Here is a 16,043-nt window from a genome sequence, read left to right as displayed (position 1 = left end):
CCCGCTAGCAACAGCTTTTCGCTTAGCGAAACACCACCGACTTGCTGCCGTTCAACACGACGCGATGCTCCACGTGCCACTTCACCGCACGCGCCAGCGTCACGCACTCCACGTCGCGGCCGATCGCCGTAAGTTGCTCCGGGGTCATGCTGTGGTCGACCCGCTCCACTTCCTGTTCGATGATCGGACCTTCGTCGAGATCCGTCGTCACGTAATGAGCGGTCGCGCCGATCAGTTTCACGCCGCGATCGAACGCCTGGTAGTACGGTTTCGCGCCCTTGAAGCTCGGCAGGAACGAATGATGAATGTTGATCGCGCGGCCGGCCAACGCTTCGCACAGCTTCGGCGACAGAATCTGCATATAGCGCGCAAGCACCACCAGGTCGGCTTGATGCTCGTCGATCACTTCGAGCACGCGCGCTTCCTGCGCGGCCTTCGCGTCGGGCGTGGCGCCCAGCAGCGGGAAATGATGGAACGGAATGTCGTAGCTGGCGGCGAGCTGATAGAACTCCTTGTGGTTCGAGATGATCGCCGGAATCTCGATTCCCAGCTGGCCGGTGCGGTAGCGGAACAGCAGATCGTTCAGGCAATGGCCGATCTTCGACACCATGATCACCACGCGCGGTTTCACCGACGCGTCATGCATCTCCCAGCGCATACCGAACTGCCCGGCGAGTGTCGCAAACGAGGTGCGCAGCGCCTCCAGCCCCGGATCGCCGCCCACCTGCTGAAAATGCACGCGCATGAAGAACTCGCCGGTGCGGCTGTCGCCGAACTGCGCGGAGTCGAGAATATTGCTGCCACGCTCGAACAGAAAGCCCGATACGGCGTGAACGATGCCGGGCCGGTCGGCGCACGACAGTTTGAGGATAAAGCTGTGATCGGTCGACATGACCTGGGTGACTCCCTTCTTCAATGCGTGGTTTGTTCGGTGTGTCTGGTTCGACGCAGCGCGCTTCGGCATGGTCGTCGCACGCGCACCGATACGGCGCTCAGGCGAACACCGGCGGCACGAACAACGCCTCGATGCCGGTACACGCGTCTTCATCGATCCAGCGGCGGCGCAACAGGCAATCCAGCGTGGCCAGGCTCGCGTCGACGGTCATCGCGCCCTCCTCGATCCAGCGCGCCGCTTCGTCGATACGCGCGAGCCGGTGTTCACCCACTTCGCCATCCTGATTGCGCGGCGCGAAATCGGCCGGCAGCGCGAGGTCGTAGATAAAAATCTGTTCGGCCTGCGTGCCTTCCGGCAACGATTGCAGCACATGCGCAGTGCGCCCCGCCACGGCGCGAGTGGCGATCTCCTCGGGGATGCCGGCTTCTTCCCAGCATTCCTTGACGATCGTTTCCGCGACGCCGAAGCCCCAGCCGATCCCGCCCGCCACGACATTGTCGAGCATGCCCGGGTCGGTCGCCTTGGTGTCGCTGCGGCGCGCGATCCACAATTGCGGCGCGCCACGGGGCGCCCCGCTATCCGCGTATTCTACGACGCCGTTCAGATGCACCGCGTAGGTCATCGTTCCGAAGAAGCGCGACGCCGCGCGCTCGATATACGCGAGCGGCGGCGCATCGAACGCATTGCGGATCGCGTAGGTCTCGTTGCGCCAGCCCGGAATGCGGTCTTCAGCGGCGAGCGCGCCGATCACGGAACCGAGCGCGGCGCTCCGCAAATCCACCGTATTGAATGTGGGCGCCAGAGTCACACGGCCGCTGTCGATATCGAACACATCGGGCCAGCGCGCAAGCAATGGCACATCGCCCGTGCGGATCCAGCCGACCTGTTCGGCGTCGATACAGAACGACACATGCGCCTGCACGTCGAAGCGGCGCGCGGCGGTAATGCATGGCAAAGTCATTTAAAGCTCCAAACTAATGTCCGCGCAATCCCATCAATCACGCAACGCTACGCGAATCCCGATTGCGATGAACGTGGCGCCGGCCAGGCGATCGAGCCACACACCGGCACGCGGACGGCGTTTCAGCCAACCGCCGATCATCCCCGCGCACACGCCGAACAGCGAAAACACCACCACGGTCTGCAGCATGAACAACACGCCGAGTTCGAGCATCTGCAGCGTGACGCTTTGCGTGCCGTGCGGCTGCACGAACTGCGGCAGGAACACCACGAAGAACAACGTCACCTTCGGGTTCAGGAGATTGCCGAGCACACTCTGGCGAAACACCGCCATCAACGGCTGCGGCGGGCGCTCGTGCGCGGTCGCGAGACCCTGGCTGCGCAGCGCCTTGATGCCGATCCAGATCAGATACGCGGCGCCGGCCAGTTTGATGACTTCAAAGGCCACCGGCGACGAGCGCAGCAACGCGGCCACGCCGAGCGCGGCGAGCGTCGTGTGAAACGTGATGCCGGCCGCAAAGCCGAGCGCCGCGACGAGCCCCGCCGCGCGGCCCTGTGAGATGCCGCGTGCTAGCACTTGCAGATTGTCGGGGCCGGGCGCCATGGTAATGGCGATCGATGTGGCGAGAAACAGCAGGAAGTTGGGCATCGTTCTTACCTTCTTATGGACGAGAAGAAGTTCACCGCGGCTTGGGCGCGTGCGATCAATGACCGTCGAATCGGGTCACCGTATAAAGCGCGAGGCCGCCCTCGCTGAGCAGCTTCGAACCGCCGAGCTCGGGCAGATCGATGATCGCAGCGCCTTCCACGACAACCGCGCCGAGGCGCTCGAGCAGCATCTTGCCGGCCATCATCGTGCCGCCGGTCGCGATCAGATCGTCGATGATCACGACGCGGTCGCCCGGCTTGCAGGCGTCCTCATGAATCTCGACGGTCGCCGTGCCGTATTCGAGCTCGTACGATTGCGCGACGCGCTTGTAGGGCAGTTTGCCCGCCTTGCGGATCGGAATGAAGCCGAGGTTCAGTTCATACGCGAGAATCGGCCCGATGATGAAACCGCGCGCGTCCAGCCCGGCAATGTAGTCCAGCTCGGCGTCGATATAACGCTGCACGAACAGATCGATCAGCACGCGCAGCGACTTCGGCTCCTGCAGGAGCGGCGTGATGTCGCGAAACTGCACGCCCGGCTGCGGCCAGTCGGGCACCGTGCGAATGTGGCTTTTGATGTAGTCGGCCGCATCGAGCGGCGCGCTCGCGAGCGCGTTGGACATGATGTCTCCGGATGGACCTCGACAGGTCCGATGAAAAACTAAACGAGCGGCGGCCCGGCAGGCTCACCTAGCCAGGCATGAGCGCAAATTTCAGGCCGCGGCGGCGCCTGCGCGCCGGTGCTTCGAGAGCCGTTCCTCGGCCTCCGCCAACTGTTCGGGCAAACCGCGCAACACCACGATGTCGCTCGCGCGCAGCTTGGTGGACGGATCCGGCTCGACGCCGCGAATGCCGTGCCGGCGAATCGCCGTCACTTCGACACCGATCTCGAACAGGCCCAGGTCCGCGAGCGTCCGGCCTACCGCGTCCGCGTTTTCGTCGACCGGCACCGATTGTAGCCGCACCTGTTCGTGGCCGTCGTCGTCGTCCACGTCGTCGGCGCCGTGGAAATAGCCGCGCAGCAGCGCGTAGCGTTCATCGCGCATCTCTTCCACGCGACGCACCACGCGCCGCATCGGCACGCCCATCACCACGAGCGTGTGCGAAGCGAGCATCAGACTGCCTTCGACGATTTCCGGGATCACCTCGGTCGCGCCCGCTGCCAGCAGTTTTTCCAGATCGGCGTCGTCGACAGTACGAACGATCACCGGCAACGTCGGCTCCAGTTCGTGGATGTTGTGCAGCACGCGCAATGCCGACGGCGTATTCGCATAGGTGATCGCAATCGTTGCCGCCCGATGGATACCGGCTGCAAGCAGCGACTCGCGCCGCCCAGCATCGCCGAACACGACCGATTCACCCGCCGCCGCGGCTGCCGCGACACGATCCGGATCGAGGTCGAGCGCAACGTACGACAAACCTTCATGTTCCAGCATGCGCGCCAGATTCTGCCCGGCCCGGCCGTAGCCGCAAATGATCACGTGACCGCTTTGTTTGAGACTCTGCGTGGCGATGCGCGTCATTTGCAACGACTGCATCATCCATTCAGTCGACGACAACCGCAGCACGATCCGGTCCGCGTTCTGGATCATGAACGGCGCGGCCAGCATCGACAGCAGCATGGCTGCGAGAATCGCCTGCAGCAGGGTGGCGTCGACGAGATGCTTGTCGAGAATCAGATTCAGCAGCACGAAGCCGAACTCGCCCGCTTGCGCGAGGCCGATGCCGGTGCGCATCGCGACACCCGGCGACGCGCCGAACAGGCGCGACAGGCCCGTCACCATGATCGCTTTCAGCAGAATCGGGCCGACCAGAAAGCCGAGCACGATCAGCGGATGCTCCCAGATCACGCGCGGATTGAGCAGCATGCCGGTGGTGATAAAGAAGAGCCCGAGCAGCACGTCGCGAAACGGCTTGATGTCTTCTTCCACCTGATGCCGGTACGGCGTCTCGGCGATCAGCATGCCGGCGATGAACGCGCCGAGCGCGAGCGACAAACCGAACTTGTCCGTGATGAACGCGCAACCCAGCGTCACCAGCAACAGATTGAGAATGAACAGTTCCTGCGAGCGGCGCCGCGCCACCACGTTGAACCAGCGCGTCATGAAGCGCTGGCCCACGATCAACAGCAGCGACAACGCCACGACGATCTTGATGGCCGCCACGCCGAGCGAACTGACGAGATCTTCGGAGTTGCCACCCAGCGCAGCGATGACGATGAGCAGCGGCACCACCGCCAGATCCTGGAACAGCAGCACGCCGAAGATATTGCGGCCGTGCTCAGTCTCGATCTCGAGCCGCTCCGCCAGCATCTTGCTGACGATCGCCGTCGACGACATGGCGAGCGCGCCGCCCAGCGCCACGCTCGCCTGCCACGTAATGTGCACCCAGCGCTCCAGCACGAAGCCGAGCGAGACCGCCACCGCGATCGTGCCGATCACCTGCAACAGGCCGAGGCCGAACACGAGGCGGCGCATCGAACGCAGCTTGGCGAGTGAGAACTCCAGCCCGATCGAAAACATCAGGAACACCACGCCGAACTCGGCCAGGTTCTGCGCGCCCGCCGAGTCGGGAATCAGACCGAACGCATGCGGACCGACGACGATGCCCACCGTCAGATAGCCGAGCATCGGCGGAAGATTCAGAAAGCGAAACACCACCACGCCCGCCACCGATGCCAGCAGCAGGAACAGCGTCATTTCGAGGGGGGAAATCATCGGCAAAAACGCATCGGTAAAGCGTCCTCGTTCGTCAGCGGAACCGCGCACGAGAAACGCCGTGCGACAAGGTTGAGGGGCCGTTAAAGGCAGCGATAAAGACAGCGGCTCGGCACAGCAGGCCCGGCGCGGCGAACAGGCGCCTTTGCTATACTTCGCGAATGATAGCGAAAATCAATGGCGACCGGGCACTCGCGCTCGCTCGCGACGTGCTCGACATCGAAGCGGACGCCGTGCGCGCGCTTCGCGATCAACTCGACGATGGTTTCGTCGGGGCGGTCGACTTCATCCTGGGTTGCCGCGGGCGCGTGGTCGTTTCCGGCATCGGCAAATCCGGCCACGTGGCCCGCAAGCTCGCGGCCACGCTCGCCAGCACCGGCACGCCGGCGTTCTTCGTGCATCCCGCTGAAGCCAGCCACGGCGACCTCGGCATGGTCACCGCCGAGGACGTGTTCCTCGCGCTGTCCAATTCCGGTGAAACCGAAGAACTCGTGGCGATCCTGCCGCTCATCAAGCGGCTCGGCGCGAAGCTGATTGCCATGACGGGCCGTCCGTCATCGAGTCTCGCACAACTGGCCGACGTGCACCTGAATTCCGGTGTGTCGAAAGAAGCCTGCCCGATGAATCTCGCGCCCACCGCCAGCACCACCGCCGCGCTCGCGCTCGGCGACGCGCTCGCGGTCGCGGTGCTCGATGCGCGCGGCTTCGGCCGTGACGACTTCGCGCGCTCGCATCCGGGCGGCGCGCTCGGCCGGCGCCTGCTCACTTATGTCCGCGACGTCATGCGTACCGGCGATCAGGTGCCGAAGGTCACGCCCGACGCGACCGTGCGCGACGCGCTGTTTCAGTTGACCGCCAAGCGTATGGGCATGACCGCGATCGTCGATCAGGATGACCGCGTCGCCGGCATCTTTACCGACGGCGACCTGCGCCGCGTGCTCGAACGCGACGGCGATTTCCGCGAACTGTCGATCGCCTCGGTCATGACCGCCGGCCCGCGCACCATCGGTCCGGATCAACTCGCGGTGGAAGCCGTGGAACTGATGGAGCGCCACCGGATCAATCAGATGCTGGTCGTCGACGAAGCAGGCAAGCTGATCGGCGCACTCAACATGCACGACCTGTTCTCGAAGAAGGTGATCTGATGGCCATTGCTCCGCCCACCGCGACCGAACGCGCAAGCCGCGTCAAGCTGATGATTTTCGACGTCGACGGCGTGCTCACCGACGGCGGCCTGCTGTTCACGGCGGAAGGCGACACGATGAAGGGCTTCCATTCGATGGACGGCCACGGCATGAAGCTGCTGCGCGAGGCCGGCATCGAGACGGCGATCATCACGGGGCGCAAGTCGGGCATCGTCGCGGTACGGGCGAAGGAAATGAACGTCACGCACGTCTATCAGGGCGTGCAGGACAAACCTCAGGCGTTCGCGGACCTGTTGCAGCAAACCGGCCTGAGCGCCGAAGAATGCGGCTACATGGGCGACGACTGGGTCGATCTCGCCGTGATGCTGAAGGTCGGCTTCGCGGCCGCGCCGGCCAACTCGCATCCCGAGGTGATCGCGCGGGCCCATTGGGTCAGCGAGGCACGCGGAGGCCACGGCGCGGCGCGTGAAGTCGTCGATACGCTGCTGCGCGCGCAGCACAAATACGAAGCGCTGCTCGCGGCCGCCTGTAGCGGCGAACAGCGGGGCCTCGTCGGATGAACCAGTTTCGCCTGACGTCACTGATTCCGCTGGTCGCCATGGCTGCGCTCGCCGGTATCACGTGGTGGCTGCTGCAAGCCACCCTGCCCCGGCAGAACGAAGGCGTGGTGCGTCCCAAAGAGCACACGCCGGACTACTTCGCCGACAACTTCTCGGTTTCCGAACTCGATCAGTCGGGCTCGACCCAGTACCGGCTGACCGCCCAGTCGCTGATCCATTACGAAGACGACGAGCTGAGCGACCTGGTCAAGCCGGCCATGCGCGCGTTCCAGCCCGGCAAGCCGATCGTTACGGCAACCGGCGACACCGGCAAGGTGAACGGTGACGCGTCGATCGTCGATCTTTACGACAACGCACGCATCGTGCGGGCGCCCGGCTACGGAGATCCGCAGATGCAAGCGGATTCGCAGCATTTTAGGGTGCTGGTCAACGACGATGTGATCGAGACTGAAAAGCCGGTTAAACTTCAGCGCGGCATGTCGGTGATGACTGCCAGCGGCATGAACTACAACAACGTCACCCGGGTGATGCAGCTGTTCGGCAACGTGAAAGGCAACATCGCCCCGTCCGAAGCAGGCGGCAGCTCGCCCAAGCAACCCGGGTAATCCATTCCAGGCGTGACTGCATGAACGAATCGTTCCCCCGTTTTGATACCGGCCGCCCGCGCACCCTGTCCGCGTGGCGCGCCGGACTCGCTGCGCTGATCGTCGCGTTGCCGCTTGCCGGCTTCGCGCCGCTCGCGCACGCCGACCGTGCCGACAAGGACAAGCCGCTGAACATCGAAGCGGACAACATGACTTACGACGACCTGAAGCAGGTCAACATCTTCACAGGCCATGTGGTCGCCACCAAAGGCACGATCGTCATCAAGGCCGACCGTGTCGAAGTGACGCAAGACCCGCAGGGCTATCAGTACGCCACCGGCACTTCGAGCGGCGGCAATCTGTCGTACTTCCGCCAGAAGCGCGAAGGCCTCGACGAGTACATTGAAGGCACGGCTGTTCGTATCGACTACGACGGCAAGCAGGATCTGACCACGCTTACCACGAACGCTACCGTGAAGCGCCTGCAAGGCCTCTCCACGGTGATGGACCAGGTGCACGGCAGCGTCGTCACGTACGACGGCCAGAACGACTTCTATACGGCGAAGGCGGGCAAGGACGTCGCCGGCCCGGGCAACCCGACTGGCCGCGTGCGCGCCATGCTGTCGCCGCGCAATGGCGGCGCAGCGCCGCTGAACGGTGCGTCGGCCACGCTTGCGCCGTCCACGACGATCCAGGGAGCCCCGAACCAGTGAGCACCTCAGCGTCCCTCCCCAATCGCAAGCCGGCCGGCACCAGCAGTTCGCTGGTGGTGCGCAACCTGAAGAAACGTTACGGCTCGCGCACGGTCGTCAAAGACGTGTCGCTCGACGTGAAAAGCGGCGAAGTAGTCGGTCTGCTCGGCCCCAACGGCGCGGGCAAGACCACCTCGTTCTATATGATCGTCGGCCTCGTGCCGCTCGACGCGGGCGAGATCGATCTGGACGGCAAGTCGATCAGCCTGCTGCCGATTCATAAGCGCGCTTCGCTGGGTTTGTCGTATCTGCCGCAGGAAGCTTCGGTGTTCCGCAAGCTGAGCGTCGAAGAAAACATTCGCGCGGTGCTGGAATTGCAGCACGAAGACAACGGCTCGCGGCTCAGCAAGGACGCCATCACGAGCCGCACGGAAGCCTTGCTCGACGAGTTGCAGATTGCGCATTTGCGCGAAAATCCGGCGCTCTCGCTATCGGGCGGCGAGCGTCGCCGGGTCGAGATCGCCCGGGCGCTGGCTACCAATCCGAGCTTTATTCTGCTCGACGAACCGTTTGCGGGCGTCGACCCGATCGCCGTGCTGGAAATTCAGAAGATCGTTAAATTTCTGAAGCAGCGCAATATCGGCGTGCTGATCACCGACCACAACGTGCGTGAAACGCTCGGCATCTGCGATCACGCCTACATCATCAGCGACGGCAGCGTGCTGGCCGCCGGCGCGCCGAGCGACATCATCGAAAACGAAAGCGTGCGGCGCGTCTATCTGGGCGAGCACTTCCGCATGTAAGCGCATGAGGGATTACCGGCCGTGCGAGCGCGCACCGGCCGGCCCCTCCATGCGGCAACCGCACATCCGCATTTTTGAGCCGGGCCGTCTTGCGCCCGTCGCCGCCCAAAACTGGCGCATGCGTAATTGCGAATGTCGCAAGGTATCGCGGTCGTGGCAAACTCTCTACAATGAATCTCAACTTGCCATGAAAGCCAGCCTCCAACTCCGCCTATCGCAGCATCTTGCGCTGACGCCGCAGCTGCAGCAGTCCATCCGGCTGCTTCAGCTGTCTACGCTCGAATTGCAGCAAGAAGTTGCAATGGCGATCTCGCAGAATCCGCTCCTCGAAAACGAGGACGACTGGATCGCGAGCCCGTTGCGCGTAGCGGCCGACGGCTCGCTGATCGCGCAGGCGCCCAACTCTTCCGCGCCGCCCGACCAGATGGGCGGCAATACGTCGTCCTCGTCCAGCAGCGAGCGCGCCGAGAACGGTGAGCCTCAGGGCGTCGACGAATACAACGGCCTCGCGGGCGACGGCAACGGCGACGCGTCGCAATGGAATCTCGACGACTACGGCCGCTCCGGCAACGCCTCTGACGACGACGACCTGCCGCCGCTGCAAATCCATGAATCGAGCACCTCGCTGCGCGATCACCTGATGGCGCAATTGCGCGTCACCCAGGCAAGCCAGCGCGACCGGGCGCTGATCACGTTCCTGATCGAATCGCTCGACGACGACGGCTACCTGGCTGCCACGCTCGAAGAAGTGCTGGCCGATCTGCCCGAAGAGCTCGAAGTCGACCTCGACGAAATGAACGCCGCGCTTGCGCTGCTGCATAGCTTCGACCCGGCCGGGGTCGGTGCGCGCTCCGCGTCGGAATGTCTCAAGCTGCAATTATTGCGGCTCGATGGCTCGCCTACACGCACGCTCGCGCTCGACATCGTCGCTCACCATCTCGAACTGCTCGCGGCGCGCGATTTCACGCGACTGCGCAAGCATCTGAAGGCCAACGACGACGATCTGCGCGATGCGCACGTGCTGATCCGCTCGCTCGAACCGTTTCCGGGCGCCGCCTATGGCAAGGCCGAAGCGGACTATGTGGTTCCGGACATCATGGTGCGCAAAACGGCACAGGGCTGGCAGGCCGAGCTGAACCCGGAGGTCGTGCCGAAGCTGCGAATTAATCATCTGTACGCGAATATTCTGCGCAATAACCGGGGCGATCCGGGCAGTGGTTCGTTGCGCCAGCAACTGCAGGAAGCGCGTTGGCTGATCAAAAATATCCAGCAGCGTTTTGAGACGATTCTGCGCGTGGCGCAGGCAATTGTGGAACGTCAGAAGAGCTTTTTTGTCCACGGCGAAATTGCCATGCGCCCCTTGGTTTTGCGGGAAATTGCTGATACGCTCGGCCTACACGAGTCAACTGTCTCGCGTGTGACAACCGGTAAATACATGCTGACCCCATTCGGGACGCTTGAATTTAAGTACTTCTTCGGATCACACGTTTCGACTGACACGGGCGGCGCGGCGTCTTCAACGGCGATCCGCGCGCTCATCAAGCAACTGATAGGAGCGGAAAACCCGAAATCTCCTCTTTCGGACAGTCGCATAGCCGAACTGCTGGCGGAACAGGGCTTCGTGGTCGCACGGCGTACCGTTGCGAAATACCGTGAAGCGCTCAAGATCCCGGCAGTCAACCTGCGCAAGTCTCTGTAGCGCGCCCCCAAGCTGTCGCTTCGCGCCAGCCCCCCCCGAGGGGGCAAGACAACTTGGGGCGGCCCGGCGTTTGTCTTGAGCCCGTCGCCTTCCGCGGCGGGCATTTACCGGCCGCTCCGCAGTTGGCGGACAGGCCGGCCGATGCGACCTGCCAGCAGTCAGCCACCGGGGGGCGACTCAGGCAAGCCGACAGATCGACCGGACCTTCGTCATCGTGCGGACCAAGCGGCCATTAGCTTGGAGAAGCACTATGAATCTGCAGATCAGTGGACACCACCTCGAAGTAACGCCTGCGTTGCGCGAATACGTGATCACCAAACTGGATAGGGTGCTAAGACATTTTGATCAGGTCATCGACGGCAGTGTGGTCCTCTCGGTCGACAACCACAAGGAAAAGGAAAAGCGTCAAAAGGTTGAAATCAACCTGCATCTCAAGGGCAAGGACATCTTTGTCGAGAGCTGTGACAGCGACCTGTACGCTGCGATCGATCTGATGATCGACAAGCTTGACCGGCAAGTCATCCGCCATAAGGATCGTCTGCAAGGCCATGCGCATGAGGCGATCAAGTATCAACCGGCGCCGCAACTCGACGTGCCGCCGCAATAAGGGAAACCAGAAGGCGCTTTTCGTTTCTTCATTAGCTCTTCGTCTTCCCTTAACCAGCGAAACCGCCCGGACCCGGGCGGTTTTTTGTTTCCGGCCGCTGCTTTTCGCGCGGCATCGCACCCTGTGCCCACGCTTCAAAAGAACTCAATACGCATTGATGGCCCGCCGCACCATCCGTGGCTACCCTGTTCTATAATGTTCCGGTTACCATCGGGGTCAGGTAAGCTCAAGCGAAAGTCGGTCGGCCGGAGTCCTGCGCTTTCGGACTCCAACGCATGTCGCCGTGAGCATCGAACGAATGGAACGCCACTCAAACGCCCCAGCGAGGAGAACCCAGGCCACGTTTTCGCCTGTCAACATGAATCGTTTAGCCAAATTTCTTCCCCTCGAGAACGTCGTCGTCGGACTATCGGTCACCAGCAAGAAACGTGTGTTCGAGCAAGCGGGCCTGATCTTCGAGAACCAGAACGGCATCGCCCGTAGCACGGTCACTGACAATCTGTTCGCGCGCGAGCGCCTCGGATCGACTGGCCTTGGTGAAGGCGTGGCGATTCCGCATGGCCGGATCAAAGGCTTGAAGCAGCCGCTCGCCGCGTTCGTCCGTCTTGCCGAAGCCATCCCCTTCGAATCGCCCGACGGTCAGCCGGTCTCGTTGCTCATCTTCCTGCTCGTGCCCGAACAGGCCACCCAACAGCACCTCGAAATCCTTTCGGAAATCGCGCAGTTGCTGTCCGATCGCGAAGCCCGCGAGCGCCTGCATACGGAAGAAGACCGCGAATCATTGCATCGCCTGCTCACTCAGTGGCAACCTTGATGCATCGGCGGTTATCCGCACGCCGGTGATCCGCGCAGGTGCGGATACAGTCTGACAACGCAACCGGCCCGCGCTAGCGCGGCCGTTGCTTTGTCCGGCAAGCGGCCCACACTGGAGTCACTGACTCATGGATACGTCCAGCATCAACGCCCAAAGCATTTTCGACGATAACGCGGCCATGCTGAAGCTCAGCTGGCTGACGGGGCATGAAGGCTGGGAGCGCGGCTTTTCTTCGGAATCGGTCGCCAATGCCACGTCGAGCGCCGATCTCGTCGGCCACTTGAACTTGATCCACCCGAACCGGATCCAGGTGCTCGGCGACGCCGAAATCGACTACTACAAGCGCCAAACCGACGAAGACCGCTCGCGCCACATGGCCGAGCTGATTGCGTTGGAACCGCCGTTTCTGGTGGTGGCGGGCGGCGTCGCCGCACCGCCGGAACTGGTCCTGCGCTGCACGCGCTCGTCCACGCCGCTGTTCACCACGCCGATGTCCGCCGCCGCGGTGATTGACAGCCTGCGCCTCTACATGTCGCGCATTCTCGCGCCGCGTGCCACGTTGCACGGCGTGTTTCTCGACATTCTCGGCATGGGCGTGCTGCTCACCGGCGACTCGGGCCTCGGCAAGAGCGAACTCGGGCTGGAACTGATCAGCCGCGGCCACGGCCTCGTTGCCGACGACGCGGTCGATTTCGTGCGCCTCGGTCCCGATTTCGTCGAAGGCCGCTGCCCGCCGTTGCTGCAAAACCTGCTGGAAGTGCGCGGCCTCGGCCTGCTCGACATCAAGACGATTTTCGGTGAAACCGCGGTGCGCCGGAAAATGAAGCTCAAGCTGATCGTGCAACTGGTCCGCCGTCCCGATGGCGAATTCCAGCGGCTGCCGCTGGAAAGCCAGACCGTCGACGTGCTCGGCCTGCCGATCAGCAAGGTCACGATTCAAGTGGCGGCCGGCCGCAACCTCGCCGTACTGGTCGAAGCCGCCGTGCGCAACACGATCCTGCAACTGCGCGGCATCGACACGCTGCGCGACTTCATGGATCGCCAGCGCCTCGCCATGCAAGACCCCGACAGCCAGTTTCCCGGCAAACTGATCTGAGTCCGCAAGACTCGGCCGTATCCGCAGTCAACGGCAGGCCGCGGGTACGCGCGGGAGGACCAGATGCTATGATGAAATGTACGGTTTTGACGACTCCATGCGCATAATCCTGATCACCGGTATATCCGGCTCCGGCAAATCAGTTGCCCTGAACGCGCTTGAAGACGCAGGCTATTACTGCGTCGACAACTTGCCGCCGCGCTTCCTGCCGCAACTGGCCTCCTATCTCGCCGAGGACGGGCAAGACCGCCTCGCGGTCGCGATCGACGCGCGCTCGAGCGCCTCGCTCGACGAAATGCCCGCCATGATCCGCGACCTGTCGCGTGCCCACGACGTGCGCGTGCTGTTCCTCAACGCGAGCACGCAGTCGCTGATTCAACGCTTCTCCGAAACGCGCCGCCGCCATCCGCTGTCCGGTTCCACTTCGCACGACGCCGACGTCGGCCTGCTCACCTCGCTCGCCGAAGCAATCGAACGCGAACGTGAACTCGTGGCGGGTCTGGCGGAGTTCGGCCATCAGATCGACACCAGCAATCTGCGCGCGAACGTGCTGCGTGCGTGGGTCAAGCGCTTCATCGAGCAGAAAGACTCAGGGCTCGTGCTGATGTTCGAGTCGTTCGGTTTCAAACGCGGCGTGCCGCTCGACGCGGATTTCGTGTTCGACGTGCGCACCTTGCCGAACCCGTACTACGATCATGAATTGAGGCCGCTTACCGGCCTCGACAAACCGGTGATCGATTTTCTCGATGCGTTGCCGGTCGTGCACGAAATGATCGACGACATCGAAAAATTTCTCGCCAAGTGGCTCCCGCATTTCCGCGACGACAACCGCAGTTATCTGACCGTCGCGATCGGTTGCACGGGCGGCCAGCACCGCTCGGTATTCATTGCGGAGACGCTCGCCGCGCGTCTTGCAGCGTCGGCGAATGTCATTGTGCGGCACCGCGATGCGCCGGTCGAAGCCGGCGAATCATCGAAGTTAGTGGCTTAACCGGCCGCATCGCGCGGCCTCAACTCGAAGCGTTGCGCCATGTCTTCTACTTCTACTGTGCTTGCCGATGTGCCGCTGTTTCCGCTGCATACGGTGCTGTTTCCCGACGGACTGCTGCCGCTGAAGATTTTCGAAGCGCGCTATCTCGACATGGCGCGCGACTGTCTGCGTGAAAAAACGCCGTTCGGTGTATGTCTGCTGAAAAGCGGCGCGGAAGTGGCGCGTGCAGAGGAGCCTTCGGTGCCCGAAGCAATCGGCTGTCTCGCTGAAATCGACGAGTGCGATGTCGAAGCCTTCGGCATGCTGCTGATTCGCGCGCGCGGCACGCGGCGTTTTCGTCTGCTGTCGCATCGCGTCGAATCGAGCGGATTGCTGGTCGGCATGGCAGAGCCGCTCGGCGAGGACATGCCGCTCGAAGGCAACGAGCAATTGGCCAAATTCGGCGCATGCGCGGAAGTGCTCGAACGGATCATCGCGACGATCCGCGAACGCGATCCGGACAGCCTGCCGTTCGCGGAACCCTTCAGACTCGAAGATCCGTCATGGGTGTCGAACCGTCTTGCCGAAGTGCTGCCGATCGCTCTGCGTGCTCGCCAGAAACTGATGGAATTGCAGGACGCCGGCGCGCGGATCGACGTGGTTCATCATTACATGCAGCAGCATCAGTTACTTTGAAGGCGGGCGCCGCGCCCCTGGCGGATTGATCAGATCAGCGAGCCTTGCAACCCGTCCAGCAGTTTGCGCACCGGCGCCGGAACACCGAACGAATCGAGATCGCTGAGCGCGACCCACGCGGTGTCGGCATCGCCCAGTGTGGCCAAAGCGCCGACTCCGCGATCCAGTTCCGCGACGCGCGGCTCGATATCCAGTTTGAAATGCGTGAACACATGCGTGAGCGGCGCAAGCGGCGAGACCGCACCGTCGCCACCGAAAGCGCGCGCACGTTCGGCGAGCGCGGCTTCGTCGGCGGCTTCGGGCAGGCTCCACAAGCCGCCCCAGATACCGGACGGCGGGCGCTTCTCCAGCATCACCGCGTTGCCGTCGCGCAGCACCAGCATCCATGTGCGGCGCGTCGGCACGGTCTTTTTCGGACGCGCCGTGGGCAGTACGCGCTGACGTCCGGTCAGGTTGGCGACGCAGTCGGCGGCGAACGGACAGCGCAGGCAGTCCGGCTTGCCGCGCACGCACAGCGTCGCGCCGAGATCCATCAAGCCTTGCGTGTACGCGCTGACGTCCGCATCCGATGCGTTCGACGGAAGCAGTGACTCCGCCAGCGTCCACATCGCGTTTTCGACTTTCTTTTCGCCGGGAAAACCTTCGACGCCGAACACGCGCGCCAGCACGCGCTTCACGTTGCCGTCGAGAATCGTCGCGCGCGCGCCGAATGCGAAGGACGCGATCGCCGCCGCCGTCGAGCGGCCGATGCCCGGCAATTCCGCCAGTTCCTCGACCGATGCCGGAAACGCACCGCCATGTTGCTCGACCACGACTTGCGCGCAGCGATGCAGGTTGCGCGCACGTGTGTAATAGCCAAGACCGGCCCACAACGCCATCACGTCGTCAGACGGCGCGGCGGCGAGCGCGGCGACGGTCGGAAAACGCGCGAGAAATTTCGCGTAGTACGGAATCACCGTCGACACCTGCGTCTGCTGCAGCATGATTTCCGACAACCAGATGCGATACGGATCGCGCGTGTTCTGCCACGGCAAATCATGCCGGCCATGCTGACGCTGCCACGCGATCAGACGCGCGGAAAAATCAGACATGACTGGAACAGCAGGCGCTTGCGGCGCGGCGGACGAAGTGGAACGCGGAGTTAAGCGAGAAGGCAT

17 protein-coding genes are annotated in these 16,043 nt (G+C 63.2%); 11 read left to right on the top strand and 6 right to left on the bottom strand.

What is annotated here, in order from left to right:
• Positions 1-22: 22 nt before the first annotated feature.
• The 5 genes from purU to B0G81_RS27485 form a co-directional block, all read right to left on the bottom strand.
• The gene (gene purU / locus B0G81_RS27505) at positions 23-892 is read right to left on the bottom strand and encodes a formyltetrahydrofolate deformylase (RefSeq protein WP_134139521.1); all 870 of its coding nucleotides are present in this window, start codon (positions 890-892) and stop codon (positions 23-25) included.
• Between the two features lie 100 nt (positions 893-992).
• Positions 993-1,856, bottom strand: coding sequence for a DUF4743 domain-containing protein (locus B0G81_RS27500; RefSeq protein ID WP_134139515.1), 864 nt, complete (start codon positions 1,854-1,856; stop codon positions 993-995).
• 33 nt (positions 1,857-1,889) lie between these two features.
• Positions 1,890-2,504, bottom strand: a complete 615-nt coding sequence (locus B0G81_RS27495; RefSeq protein WP_134139509.1) for a LysE family translocator — start codon at positions 2,502-2,504, stop codon at positions 1,890-1,892.
• 55 nt (positions 2,505-2,559) lie between these two features.
• A complete protein-coding gene (locus B0G81_RS27490; protein WP_106282100.1) occupies positions 2,560-3,126 on the bottom strand; it encodes an adenine phosphoribosyltransferase in 567 nt (188 codons plus the stop codon).
• A 90-nt stretch (positions 3,127-3,216) separates the two neighbouring features.
• Positions 3,217-5,220 (bottom strand): cation:proton antiporter, encoded by a 2,004-nt coding sequence (locus B0G81_RS27485; RefSeq protein ID WP_121308610.1) that lies wholly within the window; start codon positions 5,218-5,220, stop codon positions 3,217-3,219.
• A 161-nt stretch (positions 5,221-5,381) separates the two neighbouring features.
• Between B0G81_RS27485 and kdsD the strand changes: the two genes are divergently transcribed.
• The 11 genes from kdsD to B0G81_RS27430 all read left to right on the top strand — a co-directional run bounded on the left by kdsD (position 5,382) and on the right by B0G81_RS27430 (position 14,886).
• Positions 5,382-6,365 (top strand): arabinose 5-phosphate isomerase KdsD, encoded by a 984-nt coding sequence (gene kdsD, locus B0G81_RS27480; RefSeq protein WP_134139505.1) that lies wholly within the window; start codon positions 5,382-5,384, stop codon positions 6,363-6,365.
• A complete protein-coding gene (locus tag B0G81_RS27475) occupies positions 6,365-6,925 on the top strand; it encodes an HAD family hydrolase (RefSeq protein WP_106282105.1) in 561 nt (186 codons plus the stop codon). Before kdsD ends, B0G81_RS27475 begins: the two co-directional genes overlap by 1 nt.
• A complete protein-coding gene (gene lptC, locus B0G81_RS27470; protein WP_012431662.1) occupies positions 6,922-7,530 on the top strand; it encodes an LPS export ABC transporter periplasmic protein LptC in 609 nt (202 codons plus the stop codon). Before B0G81_RS27475 ends, lptC begins: the two co-directional genes overlap by 4 nt.
• A 20-nt stretch (positions 7,531-7,550) precedes the next feature.
• Positions 7,551-8,222 carry a lipopolysaccharide transport periplasmic protein LptA gene (gene lptA, locus B0G81_RS27465; RefSeq protein WP_106282107.1) on the top strand — a complete coding sequence of 224 codons (672 nt, stop codon included), beginning with the start codon at positions 7,551-7,553 and terminating at the stop codon, positions 8,220-8,222.
• A complete protein-coding gene (gene lptB / locus B0G81_RS27460) occupies positions 8,219-9,004 on the top strand; it encodes an LPS export ABC transporter ATP-binding protein (RefSeq protein ID WP_106282109.1) in 786 nt (261 codons plus the stop codon). The genes lptA and lptB overlap by 4 nt, the downstream gene beginning before the upstream one ends.
• A gap of 187 nt (positions 9,005-9,191) precedes the next feature.
• Positions 9,192-10,703, top strand: a complete 1,512-nt coding sequence (locus B0G81_RS27455; RefSeq protein WP_116118913.1) for an RNA polymerase factor sigma-54 — start codon at positions 9,192-9,194, stop codon at positions 10,701-10,703.
• A 250-nt stretch (positions 10,704-10,953) separates the two neighbouring features.
• Positions 10,954-11,310: a ribosome-associated translation inhibitor RaiA gene (raiA, locus tag B0G81_RS27450; RefSeq protein WP_106282113.1), complete on the top strand. Its 357-nt coding sequence runs from the start codon at positions 10,954-10,956 to the stop codon at positions 11,308-11,310.
• A 298-nt stretch (positions 11,311-11,608) separates the two neighbouring features.
• The gene (locus tag B0G81_RS27445) at positions 11,609-12,124 is read left to right on the top strand and encodes a PTS sugar transporter subunit IIA (protein WP_106282115.1); all 516 of its coding nucleotides are present in this window, start codon (positions 11,609-11,611) and stop codon (positions 12,122-12,124) included.
• Positions 12,125-12,251: 127 nt separating this feature from the next.
• Positions 12,252-13,220 carry an HPr(Ser) kinase/phosphatase gene (gene hprK / locus B0G81_RS27440; RefSeq protein ID WP_012431656.1) on the top strand — a complete coding sequence of 323 codons (969 nt, stop codon included), beginning with the start codon at positions 12,252-12,254 and terminating at the stop codon, positions 13,218-13,220.
• Between the two features lie 97 nt (positions 13,221-13,317).
• Complete coding sequence (rapZ, locus tag B0G81_RS27435) at positions 13,318-14,211, top strand: RNase adapter RapZ (protein WP_106282307.1); 894 nt, start codon at positions 13,318-13,320, stop codon at positions 14,209-14,211.
• A 39-nt stretch (positions 14,212-14,250) separates the two neighbouring features.
• Complete coding sequence (locus tag B0G81_RS27430; protein WP_012431654.1) at positions 14,251-14,886, top strand: LON peptidase substrate-binding domain-containing protein; 636 nt, start codon at positions 14,251-14,253, stop codon at positions 14,884-14,886.
• A gap of 29 nt (positions 14,887-14,915) precedes the next feature.
• Here the strand turns inward: B0G81_RS27430 and mutY are convergent, their stop codons facing one another.
• Complete coding sequence (mutY, locus tag B0G81_RS27425; RefSeq protein ID WP_208328559.1) at positions 14,916-16,043, bottom strand: A/G-specific adenine glycosylase; 1,128 nt, start codon at positions 16,041-16,043, stop codon at positions 14,916-14,918.

The sequence above is a fragment of the Paraburkholderia sp. BL6665CI2N2 genome (assembly GCF_004366535.1).
In the GTDB taxonomy this organism is placed as follows: Bacteria; Pseudomonadota; Gammaproteobacteria; order Burkholderiales; family Burkholderiaceae; genus Paraburkholderia.
This window is presented reverse-complemented; position numbering and strand designations above follow the sequence as displayed.